Source organism: Treponema sp. TIM-1 (assembly GCF_046533115.1).
In the GTDB taxonomy this organism is placed as follows: Bacteria; Spirochaetota; Spirochaetia; order Treponematales; family Breznakiellaceae; genus JAIRMO01.
The window spans coordinates 1-12,735 of record NZ_JAJQRC010000022.1; the positions used below are offsets into that span (position 1 = coordinate 1).

The window sequence follows — 12,735 nt, forward strand, 5'->3', positions numbered from 1 at the left end:
CAGGCTCTGGGGCGGGGGCTCGTTGGCGGTGATGGAAACGACCGTGAGGGTCCGTCCGGTCATGGCGGAGACGAGCCGGGACAGGGCGGTCCGGGATTCGGGGGTTTTCTGGGTAAAGACGGCCTTGAACACGTTGTCGTAGCAGATATTGACGGGATCGTCGGTTTCGTCCAGATGAATGATGTGCATAGCGTCTCCTGTTCTTAGTATACACCGGGGAAAATTATTTTCCAAGAGAAAATTCCGTCCAAAAACAGTGCCTGGCACCAGGCCTTAAAAGAATTTGACCACGAAGGCGCAGAAGGCGAAAAAGGGAAGAATGAAGAGGGTTAACCACGAACCAACACGAACGACACGAACGAAGAGGGGAGAGAGGAATTAAGGGAGGAGGAGGCCCATTTTTTCTATTCATTTCTTTTTTTCTTCCTTCCTTCTTCGCCTTCTGCTTATTTAATTGACCGCGCAGCGGTCTACCCTGTGGTGAATTTCTTAATATTCTGTATTGGATGGTGTCTTCGTGGTCGAATTCTCTTCTATTCATAAGTAATTTTCGAAGGTTTTATATACCCTTTCGTAAGTCCACTGTTAGCCGGATAATGAGATTCATAATACTAATATAGTGAATTCAAAAGCGATTTAACCATTTTAATGATATATTCGTAAATTTTTTTATTCCAAATGAAACTTTTTCCTTGACTTTTTATGAAAATTTAGTATGTTTTAAGTAAGAAGGAAATAAAAACCTTCTTGCAGGCGGCGCCGCTAAAACCTACAAAAAAGGGAGAGATACTCATGACGGAAAGACACGTTCGAATTTTAGAGATCCTGGCAACTAAGCAGCGAATGGAAGTAACCGCTTTGGCGGAATTCCTGGCGGTTTCCCAGGTTACCGTACGGAAAGATCTGGACCAGCTTGAGGCGTTGGGACTTTTACGCCGCGAGCACGGATTTGCGCTTTTTGGCTCCATTGATGATGTGGGAAAGCGGATGGCCCTGCACTATGAGGTGAAGCGCCGGATAGCCCGGGAAGCGGCGGCCCTGGTGGAGGAAGGGGAGACCGTGATGATCGAATCCGGGTCCTGCTGCGCCCTCCTGGCGGAGGAGTTGGCCAATACCCGGCGGGATGTAACCATCGTTACCAATTCCGCCTTTATCGCCAGCCATATCCGTCATTCCCCCTACGGCAAGGTGATCCTCCTGGGGGGGCAATACCAGCCGGCCGCCCAGGTGCTGGTCGGCTCCATCACCCGGCGCTCCGCGGAGGTCTTTTTCTCCGACAAGTTCTTCATCGGCGCCGACGGGTTTATGCCGCGGTACGGCTTTACCGGCAAGGATCACCTGCGGGCGCAAACCGTCCGGGACCTGGTGGAACAGGCCCAGCAGATAATCGTCCTCACCGAATCGGAGAAATTTTCGCGCCAGGGCTCCGAAGGGCTGATACGGACCGAGGAGGTGGCGATGGTCTTTACCGACGACAGGATTCCGCCCGATGTGGAGGCCCATTTAACGCAACAGAATGTCGAGATCCGCAAAGTGCAATCGTAATTGAAAGGCGGACTTTCATACCCCGATCTTCGGATCGGCGTATGAAGGTCCGTACCTGGCGGGAAACCGCCCCAGGGTATGTTGACCTACCCGTGGATTTCTTGTTTCTTGTTAAGAAAGTTTTTTTCTTATTTTTGAAATATATTTTATTTACAAACGAAATGATTGGTATTATATTAAATATAGTTGGGCCGGTTTCAAATCCGGCGGGAATGTATCGATGGGGTTTGCTCGGGAAAGGGGGAGTGTATGGGCGCCTATGTGATGGGGATTGATGTGGGGGGAACCAAGATAGCCTGCGGACTTTTTGATGACAAGAAAAATCTTGTCGCCCAGCGCCGCTGTCCCTCGGACCCCGCCCTGGAGCCGGAAGCCTTTTTTGACGGCCTTATCCGGGAACTGCGGTCCCTGCTGGAAGCACAGGGCCTGGCCCCGGAGGAACTGCGGGGAATCGGACTGGGGCTGCCCTCGTTCATCCTCTTTGACCAGGGCTATATCGTAAAAACCAGTAACCTGGTGAAGCTTCGGAATTTTCCCGCCAAGGCCTATTTAATGGAAAAATTCCCCGCCATCCCCATTGTTTTGGATAATGACGCCCACGTGGCGGCCCTGGCAGAAAACCGTTTTGGCGCAGGCAGGGGCTTTAAGAATATGCTTTATTGCCCGATTAGTACCGGCATCGCCACGGGAATTATCATCAACGGTAAACTCTTCCGGGGCACCTACGGCTGGGCCGGGGAAACCGGACACATGATTGCCACCCCCGGGGAGGGCCTGGTCTGCGGCTGCGGCAATCAGGGGTGTTTTATGTCCTGGTGTTCAGGCTCCATGATCATTAAACATATCCGGAACTGGATAGCCCAGGGAGAAAAAACCCTCATGACCGGCCTTGCCGGCGATGTGGAGCATATTGACTGTACCCATTTGGAAGCCGCCTATGACCGGGGCGATCCCCTGGCAATACGGGCCCTGGATCAAATGGCCCGGTACCTGGGGCAGTGGTTTTTCAACCTCTATATGACCTTTAACATCGACTGTTTTGTCCTGGGAGGGGGCCTCCTTAAAATGGGGGACAAACTGCTCGGTCCGGTCCGGAGGAATTTTGACGTATACAACCGGAATGATATGCCGGTTTATTTTAAGCCCGCTGAACTTGCGGATCGTTTTGGTATGATTGGGGCGGCGGAGCTGATTTTTGATGAATATGGGAGTATGGCATGAATTATTTTGGCGAGCTCACCCCCCGGATGCATGATTTTCGGGAAGAATTGCTTACGGTAAGCCCCTGGGTTTGTACCGAGCGGGCAAAGATCACCACCGACACCTATCGGATGAACCTGGATCAGCCCCTGGCCCTGCGCCGGGCGTTGATGTACCAAAATGTCCTTGGGGGGATGAGTATTTTTATCGAGCCCCAGACCCTGCTGGCCGGGAATCAGGCCTCGGGAAACCGGTTCGCGCCGATCTTCCCCGAATATGCCATGGACTGGGTCATCGCGGAGCTGGACGAATTTGATAAACGGGACGGGGACCGGTTTTACATCACCGAAAAGAACAAAGAAGTCCTCCGGGAAATCGCCCCCTTCTGGGAACATAACACCGTCAAAGACCGGGGCCTGGCCGCCATGCCCGCCTCCGCCCGCCTCTTCTACGATTTGGGGATCATCAAGGCCGAGGGAAACATCACCTCCGGAGACGCCCATGTGGCGGTAAACTACCGCCGGATGCTGCAAAAGGGGCTTAAGGAATACAAGGAACGGGCGGAAGAAAAGCTCCAAAACCTGGACCTTACCGATTACCAAAACCTGGCCAAGTCCTATTTTTACCGGGCGGTGATCATCGTGGTGGACGCCACCCGGGCATTTGCCCGGCGCTATGCGGATCTGGCCCGCCGCACGGCCCAGGCGGAATCCGACCCCCGGCGCAAGGCGGAACTTTTGGAGATGGGCCGGATCCTGGACAAGGTACCCTATGAACGGGCGGAAACCTTTTACGAGGCGGTCCAGGCCCTGTGGCTGGTACATCTCTGCCTGCAAATAGAAAGCAACGGCCATTCCCTTTCCTACGGCCGGATGGATCAGTACCTCTACCCCTATTATGAACAGGATCTGGCCGCGGGCCATATCACCGAGGCCGCCGCCGTTGAACTCCTCACCAACCTCTGGCTCAAGACCTTCACCATCAACAAGATCCGCAGTTGGTCCCATACCCGGTTTTCCGCGGGAAGCCCCCTCTATCAGAACGTAACCGTGGGGGGCCAGACCGTGGAGGGCAAGGATGCGGTGAACCCCCTGAGCTACCTCATCCTCCGCAGCGTGGCCCAGACCCGGCTCCCCCAGCCGAATCTGACCGTGCGCTATCACCAGGGCCTGGACGACCGGTTTATGGCGGAATGTATCGAGGTGGTGCGTCTGGGTTTCGGGATGCCCGCCTTCAACAGCGACGAGGTGATTATCCCCTCCTTTATCGCCAAGGGGGTAAAGCCCGAGGACGCCTATGACTACAGCGCCATTGGATGTGTGGAAGTGGCGGTCCCCGGCAAGTGGGGGTACCGCTGTACCGGGATGAGCTTCCTCAACTTCCCCAAATCCCTGCTCATCGCCCTGAACGACGGGGTGGATCCCGCTTCGGGGACCCGGCTCTGTCAGGGGGTCGGTCACTTCCGGGACATGAGCTCCTTTGACCAGGTGATGGCCGCCTGGGACCGGATCATCCGGGAATTCACCCGCCAATGCGTGATCATCGATTCCGTGGCGGATACGGTGCTGGAACGGGACACCGCGGACATCCTCTGTTCCGCCCTCTGCGATGACTGTCTGGAGCGGGGGCTCAACCTGAAAGAGGGGGGGGCGGTCTACGACTTTATCAGCGATCTCCAGGTGGGGATCGCCAACCTGGCCGATTCCCTGGCGGCGATCAAAAAAACCGTCTTTGAGGAGAAAACCCTGACCGCGGCCCAGGTCTGGGCGGCCCTGGAGGCAAATTTTGAGGGACCGGAAAACACCCGGGTCCGCCAGATCCTCCTTTCGGCCCCCAAATACGGTAATGACGACGATTATGTGGATTCCCTCATTAGGGAGGCCTATGACGTATATATCGACGAGATGAAGAAGTATCACAATACCCGGTATGGCCGGGGTCCCATCGGCGGGATCTACTATGCGGGAACCTCCTCCATCTCCGCCAACGTTCCCCAGGGGGCGGGTACCGGGGCCACCCCGGACGGCCGCAAAGCCGGGGAACCCCTGGCCGAAGGCTGTTCCCCCTCCCACGCCATGGATCGCCGGGGACCTACCGCGGTGTTTAAGACGGTGTCCAAACTCCCCACCCAGGAGATCACCGGCGGGGTCCTCCTCAACCAGAAGCTTACCCCCCAGATGCTGGAAAAAGAAGCGGACCGGCTCAAACTCATCCTGCTGCTCCGGGCCTTTTTCAACCGGCTGCTGGGCTTCCACGTCCAGTTTAACGTGGTTTCCCGGGAAATCCTGCGGGACGCCCAGATCCACCCCGAGGCCCACCGGGATCTCATCGTCCGGGTGGCGGGCTACAGCGCCTTCTTTAATGTCCTCTCCCGGGAAACCCAGGATGACATTATCGAGCGGACCGAGCAGGTTCTATAGGAAGCGCCCGGGCAAAAGTATGTGCTTTGCCCGGGATACACCCCATTGTTTTTACTGGTATGGAGGAATTATCGGGGGACGGGCCGGGGGCATACCCCGCCCCGTTTCAGATAGACGACAAATTTATTGGGATCTACGCCTTTTTGTACTTAACTAAACCAATATCGGCTTAGCCGTTTAAACCGTTAGGTAGGTCGCTATAATGAAACGGGGCGGGGTATGCCCCCGGCCCGTCCCCAGCCGCTTTTTCCTCCATACCGGAATTTCCTCAGGGTGTATCCCGGATAAATGGTAAGACTTTTGCCCTGCCGACTCCGCATTTTCATTGACAAATACCCAATAAGGGTTTAAACTGAAAGTATAAAATAACCCAAATTTTAGGGAGGTAGTATGGCTAAAGTAGAATTAAAGGCAATTAGTAAGGTGTATGACGGGAATGTTCGGGCCGTGGATAATGCGAACATCGTGGTCGAGGACAAGGAATTTGTGGTCCTCGTCGGTCCCTCCGGGTGTGGTAAATCGACGACCCTTCGCATGGTTGCCGGGCTTGAAGATATCACTGAAGGCGAATTGTTCATCGACGGCGAGTTGATGAACGATGTCCCCCCCAAGGACAGAAATATCGCCATGGTATTCCAGAATTATGCCCTGTATCCCCACATGACGGTGTATGAAAACATGGCCTTTGGGCTGCGGATCAAGAAGGTGGAGAAATCCGAAATTGACCGCCGGGTACATGAAGCCGCCCGCATTTTGGATATCGAGAAATTTTTGGACCGCAAACCCAAGGCCCTGTCGGGCGGTCAACGCCAGCGGGTCGCGGTAGGACGGGCCATAGTCCGTAACCCCAAGGTGTTCCTCTTTGATGAGCCCCTCTCCAACCTGGACGCCAAACTCCGGGTGCAGATGCGGGCGGAACTTTCCGATCTCCACCTGCGGCTGAACGCGACCATGATCTATGTTACCCATGACCAGGTTGAAGCCATGACCATGGCCAACAAGATCGTGGTTATGAAGGACGGGAAGATCCAGCAGATCGGTTCCCCCCTGTACCTGTACAATCATCCGATTAACAAATTTGTGGCCGGCTTTATCGGTTCCCCGCCGATGAACTTCCTTACCGTCAAGGTAACGGAAAAGGGCGGCGGTGTTATCCTGGAAGAAGGTTCTTTCAATATAAAACCCGCTCCGGAGCATGTGGAGTATCTTAAAAAATACCTGGGGAAAGAGGTCTATTTCGGCATCAGGCCCGAGGATCTTTCCTTTACGGAAAAATCCGGCTCGGAGAACAATATGGCGGTCAAGATCACCGTGGTTGAACCCTTGGGCGCGGACATTCACCTCTGGCTCACTACTACGAATACGACCCAGTCTCTGGTGGCCCGTACCGAACCGCACCATGATTTCAAGGTGGGTGAAATCGCCAATTTTGTGCCCCACATGGATAAGGCCCGGTATTTTGACAAGGAAACGGAACTTTCCGTCCTTGCCGAACTGGACCTCGCGGCGCAAAAATAGCGCAGCCCGGAACTTTTAGGGTCTGACTAGTACCTTGTAACATCTAAACTGTACTAGAGAAAATGACCACAAAGGCGAAGAAGGCGCAGAAGGAAGTCGAAAATGGAAAAAAATGAAGTAATTCCGTCCTTTTGTGTCTATTTGCCTTTGGGTGATTTTCTTATGGGGTCAGTCACCATTGGAATATTAAGAATGACGAGGAAAAAGAGAAGAGGAGGGGGCTTCCTCATGCTCTCTTAATTCTTCCTTATTCGCCTTCGTGGTCGAATTCTCTTTCTCCCATATATTAGGCATATTGTTTACAAGGTACTAGCGTCCGCTTATCTCAAAAACCCGTCACGTTTTCCAACTGGAGGGCGGTAATCAGGGCGTTGAGTTCTTCCTGGAGCAGGGAAATTCTATCCTCCCGCCAGGAAATCTCCTGCGTCAGATAGTCCCGCTCTTCCCCGTAGCCGCTTTTCCAGGCGGCTTCCGCCGTATCCCGCTGGACCTGGGACGCTTCTATTTTAAGGGAAAGATATTCCCGCCGGTGGGCGGACACTTCCAGGCTGAGGAGGGCTTTTTCCAGATATGCTTCCAGTTCCCGGCGGCTCTGTTCCTCGGCAAGCCGGGCCTGGACCAGGGTTTCTTCCTTTTGCCGTATGGTATGGTGGACATTGCCCCCGTCAAAGAGGAGGCTGCGGATCCCCACGGTGGTGGTCAGGCTGAGGTTATTGGCCGTTTTCCAGCCCCGCTGGATAAAAGGAAAATTCGGGCCGGCATAGGTCACTTGGAGGAAGAGGCCCAGTTCCGGCTTGCCGTAGTATTGGCCCTTGGACGCGGCGAGGAGCCGGTCCGCGGCCTGGGTGCGGAGGGCCAGGAGTTTGAGCCCCACATTCTCCGCCCGGGCCTTGGCGAGGAGCCCCCCGGTATCCTCCCGGGAAAAGGCAAGGCTGTCCCGGACAAGGCCCTCCCGGAAGGGCGGCTTGATCTGGGACGGGGTAAGGCCGGACAGGCCCGTAAGGGTCTTAATCGCCTGAAAACTCGACTCCCAGGCCTCCATAATCTGGTAATCCCCCAGGGCAAGTTCCGAGGACAGGAGCCGGATCGAAAGGAGGTCCCCCTGGAGGAGGAAGCCCTCGGTGTAACTCTCTTCGGAGATGGCGGAGAGCCGTTCCGCGCAGCGGCGTTGTTCCGCCCGAAGCCCCCGAATTTCCGTTAGAAAGCTCAGGGTATAGAGGTGCCCGTCCAGGGTGGTCCGGATATTCCGTTTTTCCTGTTCCATCTCCAGCACCGCGGCCCGGCTCCCCAGATCCGCGGCTTTCACGGAATTGTGGATCCGCCCCCAGGTAAAAACCGGCTGCTCCAGGCTGAGACTGAATTCGTATTGGGTGCTTTCACTTAATCGCAGGGTGGTATCCTCCTGGGGGAGGGCCGGAAAGGGCATATTGGTAGTCATGGGGGGTACATTGGTAACCACGGGTATACTGCCCCCGGGAAAGAAGGAACCGGCTTTGATGGTAAGCTCCGGAGGGTTGAGTATATAGCTGAGGTTGGAACCGAACCGTATCACCGGCAGCCGGGCGGCCTTGGCGGCGGAGAGGACCGAGCGGGCTTCCCGGCCCCGGCTTTCCGACAAGAGGTAGCCGCTGTTTCCCGTCATGGCCGCGGATACGAGCCGGTCCCGGTCCCAGACTTCATCCTGCGCCGAGGCAGTTTGGCCCCAGAGGGGATGGGAAAAGACCAGCAGCCATAAAACCCATGGGGAAAACCGCGGTTTCATGGCCGTTCCGTCGCGGACTTGTGGTTCTCTTGCTTTTTAGCTATGCTTTCTATCATAATAAAAATGTAATCCATATGGAGGTTTTTTCATAGATGAGTTCCGGCAGGGGGCGGCGATTTTCCCCGGTTAAATTCGGGATTTTTTTTGTTTTGATCCTCCTGCTGGGTTTGGTATGCTGGACTATTCTGCGAAAAACCGCCGAGGAGCCGGCTGAATTTCTGGCCCCGGTGATTACGATCCGTCCCCGCCGGGGGCGGATAGAAAAAACCATCTCCCTGAGCGGTCAAGTGGAAACCGGCCGCCTCCTTACCCTGGTATCCCGGGTTTCGGGAACCCTGTTGTCCCTGGACGCGGAGCCGGGCATGCCCGTGACCAAAGATCAGGTGGTAGCCCAGGTTGATTCCGCCCCCTACGACCTGACCTATCTCCAGGCCCGGACCGCCTTTTTAACCGCCCAATCAACCTGGCAGCGGATCAGCGCCTTATATGCCAGTAAGGCCGTTACCCGCCAGCGATACGAAGAGGCCCGGACCGCCTATGAATCCTCCAAGGCCCAATACGAGCTGGCCCAGCTTAACCGGGATTATACCCTGATCCGCTCTCCCCTGGATGGGGTGGTCCTGATCCGCCATAGTACCCAGGGCGGCCTGGTCAATGCCGGAACCCCCCTGCTGACCCTGGGAGATCTGGAGGACCTCCGGATCCGGGCCTCGGTTCCGGAACTACACTACCATTTTTTTGCGGAACATTGGGAGGATATCCCCGTGCGGCTCCGGGTCCCGGCCCTGGGGGATGAGGAATTCCTCCCCGCACCCTTGAGCCTTGCCCCCTACGTCTCCCCGGAGACCCGGAGTTTCCTGGTGGAATATACCATTCCCGGCGCCGCCGACCGCGGCCTGCGGCCGGGGATGTTCGTCAAGGTGCTTTTTGTCCTGGAGAGCCGGGAGGGTGTGTATTACCTTCCCGTGAGGGCTTTGGGTTCCCAAAACCGCCTGTGGTACGTGGACGAAGTGCGGCGGGCCCAATACCGGGAGTATATTCCGGATTTTTTTAACGAGGATTTTTTCCGCATCCCCGAAGAATGGGGATCCGATGAATTTATTCTGGAGGGCCAGCATTTTATTACCCCGGGCCAGCGCCTTACTATCCTCAGGGAAACGTTGACTGACCCGCCGGAGGGTGGGGGAGTTTCCGGCCCATGAAAATCGCCGATTACGCCATTAAGCACCCCAAGGTTATCCTGATGAGCCTCATCGTGCTTTTGGTCTTCGGCGTGATTGCGGCCTTGCGTCTGAGGCGTAACCTTATCGCCGACATGAGCCTCCCCACCCTGGCGATACTTACCACCTGGCCGGGGGTCGGTCCCGAGGACATTGAACGGGAGATCACCAATCCCCTGGAGGACGCCCTGGGAACCCTGGAAGGGCTTACCCGGATGAGTTCCATTTCCCAGAATTCGGCCTCCCTTATCACCCTGGAATTGGACTATAACGAAGACGCCGACGGCAAAATTCCCGACATCCGGGAAAAGATCAACGGGGTCATGGACGAACTTCCCGACGATATCAGCGCCCCCCCGGAGATTTTTTTGTACAGCACCTCCCAGCTCCCCATTATGACCATCCTGGTGGAAGGACAGGGCAGCCGGAGCGAATTATCCACCCTCTGCCGGGATGAAATCGTCCCCTCCTTATCCCGGATCTTGGGGGTTGCCCAGGTGAGCATGAACGGCGACAGCCGGGAGGTGGTGGAAATTACCGCCGACATCGATCTGCTCCGGGGCGCGGGGCTTTCGGTGCTGGATATCGCAAAAATTCTTCCCGCCTCCAATGTTTCCCTCCCCGGGGGGGACGGCATTTACCAGGGCTACCATCTGGGGATCAGGACCGAAGGCCGCTACCAGTCCATCGGGGAAATTGAGGATCAGGTCCTTGCCATCCGGGAGGGGCGCTACATCCATATACGGGATGTGGCGGAGGTGAATATCCGGGAAAATCGCCGGGACAACTATGTTATCAGCGGCGGCAGGGATTCCCTGGTGCTTTTTGTGTCCAAACAGCGGGACGGGGACAGTATCGCCATAAGCCGGGAGGTCCGGCGTATCCTGGGGAAGCTGGAACAGGAATATGCCGGGGGGATTTCCTTTGTATACCTCAAGGACGACCAGGATCATATTTCCCTGTCCATGAACGCGGTGTTCCAGTCCGCCGTCATGGGGGCGGCCCTGGCGGTGATCATCCTTTTTATCTTCCTCCACAACCGGAACACCACCCTGATCGTGGGCTTGGCCATCCCCCTGTCGATCCTCTTTACCTTTATCGGTCTCTGGGCCAAGGGTTCAAGCCTGGACCTGATAACCCTGGGGGGCCTTACCGCGGCCATCGGCATGGTGGTGGACGCCTCCATTGTGGTCCTGGAAAACATCCAGCGTCATTTTGACGCAGGGATGGACCGGCGGGAAGCGGCGTCCCTGGGTTCGGACGAGGTGGGCGGGGCGGTGATAGCTTCCACCGCTACCACCCTGGCGGCCTTTTTCCCCATCCTCTTTTTATCCGGCCTGGCGGGGATCATCCTGCGGGACGTGGCCTGGACCATCATCTTCGCCCTTTTTAGCTCCCTGTTTGTGGCGATCATCGTGGTTCCCTTTCTCTGCGCCCTCTTTCTGAAACGGGAAAAACCCAAAACCTTTGGCCGCTGGATCGCGGTGCCGGTGGAACGGAGCATGGACCGGCTCTCCCAGGCCTATGCGAAGCTGCTCCGGGGTGCCCTGGCTTCAAAAAAATCCTTTCTGACCGGGACCGTGATCCTCCTGGTATTGAGCGTTTTATCCTTTAGGATTTTGGGCTTTGAATTTCTTGCCCAGACCGACATGGCGGAGCTTGAATTGACCCTGGAAACCCCCGGGGCCTATACCCTGGAGATGACCAGGGAAAAGACGGCCCTGCTGGAAGAAGAGATCCGGACCCTGGTTCCCGAGCTTGAATCCTCCTACTTTGTGGTGGGCCAGGCGGACCTCTTTGGTTCCCAGCGGGAAGCCAACCGGGCCTACGGAAGCCTCAAACTCTCCCCGGCAAAGTCCCGGAAGCGGCACGTTAAGCGCATCATCAACGAACTGCAGGATGAGATAAACCGGCGCATCCCGGATCTCAAGGCCACGGTGAGCAACGGCGGGGTGTCCAAGCTCCTTTCCCTGGCGACCGGGGGTGAAGGTTTTGTGGTGATTGTCTCCGGTAATAACCTGGATTCGGTGATCGCCGGGGCGGACCAGGTCCGGCAGTATATGGCCCTGGACCCCAATGTGGCAAGTACGGATAACAACATCCGCCTGGATCAGCGGGAGATGTCCATGGCCCTGATCCACCGGTATCTGGGGGTTCTGGGCCTTTCCTCCTCTGAAACCGCCACGATGAACCGCATCGTGTTTAACGGCCTTACCCTGGGAACCTATTATGGGACGGATGAAAACATTTCCATAGAGTTAAAAACCAACCTGAGCGGCGGGCGCATACCCCTGGACGTCCTCTACGGCCTGCAGGTCAACACCGTGGACGGCCGGGCGGTTTCCCTGGCGAATTTTGCGGAGCTGAAAACCGAAGAGCGGGTCTCCCAAATTGTCCACCGCAACCAGGCCCGGGCCATCACCGTGCAGGCGGCCCTCCGGGACCCCAATGTCCGGGAAACCTCCCGGCGGGTGACGGGGCTCATCACCGACCGGGGCCTGGTTCCCGGGGTAAGCTGGGAGATCGGGGGTACCACCGAGGAGCTTTTGTCTTCCTTCCGGTCCCTGGTACTGGTTTTGGCCGTCGCCGTCTTCCTGGTGTATACGGTGATGGTGATCCAGTTTGAGCGTTTTTCCCAGCCTTTGTTGATCATGTCTTCTATCCCTTTTACGATGATAGGGGTCAGCGGCGGGCTTTTGGTTTTCGGTTCCTCCCTGAATATCGTATCCCTTTTGGGGATCATCGCCCTGGCAGGGGTGGTGGTGAATAACGCCATCGTCCTCATCGATTATACGAACCTGCTCCGGGACCGGGATAAGATGCCCCTGGACGAGGCCATCGTTGCCGGGGCCGTATCCCGGCTTAAGCCCATTTTGATGACCACCCTGACCACCCTCCTGGGGGTGGGCCCCCTGGCCATCGGCATGGGGGAGGGTTCGGAGATCTACGCCCCCCTGGGGCAGAGTATCTTCGGCGGCCTTTTCAGCTCCACCTTTATCACCCTGTTTTTCATCCCCGTGGTTTACCGGATGCTGGAGCAGGGGAAAGAAAAACGTCTTACGGAGTAAGG

7 protein-coding genes and 1 pseudogene are annotated in these 12,735 nt (G+C 56.4%); 6 read left to right on the forward strand and 2 right to left on the reverse strand.

Annotated elements, in window-relative coordinates; translation table 11 throughout:
• Window positions 1-189, reverse strand: a pseudogene (locus LQZ21_RS09345) (PD-(D/E)XK nuclease family transposase); the annotation flags it as partial.
• A gap of 603 nt (window positions 190-792) precedes the next feature.
• Between LQZ21_RS09345 and LQZ21_RS09350 the strand changes: the two are divergent.
• The 4 genes from LQZ21_RS09350 (at window position 793) to LQZ21_RS09365 (ending at window position 6,683) form a co-directional block, all read left to right on the forward strand.
• Complete coding sequence (locus LQZ21_RS09350) at window positions 793-1,545, forward strand: DeoR family transcriptional regulator (protein ID WP_411044062.1); 753 nt, start codon at window positions 793-795, stop codon at window positions 1,543-1,545.
• Between the two features lie 186 nt (window positions 1,546-1,731).
• Window positions 1,732-2,766: an ROK family protein gene (locus LQZ21_RS09355; RefSeq protein WP_411044063.1), complete on the forward strand. Its 1,035-nt coding sequence runs from the start codon at window positions 1,732-1,734 to the stop codon at window positions 2,764-2,766.
• Window positions 2,763-5,165, forward strand: a complete 2,403-nt coding sequence (locus LQZ21_RS09360; protein ID WP_411044064.1) for a glycyl radical protein — start codon at window positions 2,763-2,765, stop codon at window positions 5,163-5,165. Before LQZ21_RS09355 ends, LQZ21_RS09360 begins: the two co-directional genes overlap by 4 nt.
• Window positions 5,166-5,555: 390 nt before the next feature.
• A complete protein-coding gene (locus LQZ21_RS09365; protein ID WP_411044065.1) occupies window positions 5,556-6,683 on the forward strand; it encodes an ABC transporter ATP-binding protein in 1,128 nt (375 codons plus the stop codon).
• A gap of 325 nt (window positions 6,684-7,008) precedes the next feature.
• Here LQZ21_RS09365 and LQZ21_RS09370 read toward each other — a convergent pair whose 3' ends face one another.
• Window positions 7,009-8,445, reverse strand: a complete 1,437-nt coding sequence (locus LQZ21_RS09370; protein ID WP_411044066.1) for a TolC family protein — start codon at window positions 8,443-8,445, stop codon at window positions 7,009-7,011.
• 92 nt (window positions 8,446-8,537) lie between these two features.
• On the opposite strand from LQZ21_RS09370, the gene LQZ21_RS09375 reads away from it, so the two are divergent.
• Both LQZ21_RS09375 and LQZ21_RS09380 read left to right on the forward strand, forming a co-directional pair.
• Complete coding sequence (locus LQZ21_RS09375) at window positions 8,538-9,647, forward strand: efflux RND transporter periplasmic adaptor subunit (protein ID WP_411044067.1); 1,110 nt, start codon at window positions 8,538-8,540, stop codon at window positions 9,645-9,647.
• Window positions 9,644-12,733 carry an efflux RND transporter permease subunit gene (locus LQZ21_RS09380; RefSeq protein WP_411044068.1) on the forward strand — a complete coding sequence of 1,030 codons (3,090 nt, stop codon included), beginning with the start codon at window positions 9,644-9,646 and terminating at the stop codon, window positions 12,731-12,733. The genes LQZ21_RS09375 and LQZ21_RS09380 overlap by 4 nt, the downstream gene beginning before the upstream one ends.
• Window positions 12,734-12,735: the final 2 nt, after the last annotated feature.

Excerpts from the sequence above, each read along its gene's own strand:
- LQZ21_RS09365 (WP_411044065.1), top strand. The coding sequence starts at position 5,556 with ATGGCTAAAGTAGAATTAAAGGCAATTAGTAAGGTGTATGACGGGAAT.
- LQZ21_RS09370 (WP_411044066.1), bottom strand. The coding sequence starts at position 8,445 with ATGAAACCGCGGTTTTCCCCATGGGTTTTATGGCTGCTGGTCTTTTCC.
- LQZ21_RS09350 (WP_411044062.1), top strand. The coding sequence starts at position 793 with ATGACGGAAAGACACGTTCGAATTTTAGAGATCCTGGCAACTAAGCAG.
- LQZ21_RS09380 (WP_411044068.1), top strand. The coding sequence starts at position 9,644 with ATGAAAATCGCCGATTACGCCATTAAGCACCCCAAGGTTATCCTGATG.
- LQZ21_RS09375 (WP_411044067.1), top strand. The coding sequence starts at position 8,538 with ATGAGTTCCGGCAGGGGGCGGCGATTTTCCCCGGTTAAATTCGGGATT.
- LQZ21_RS09360 (WP_411044064.1), top strand. The coding sequence starts at position 2,763 with ATGAATTATTTTGGCGAGCTCACCCCCCGGATGCATGATTTTCGGGAA.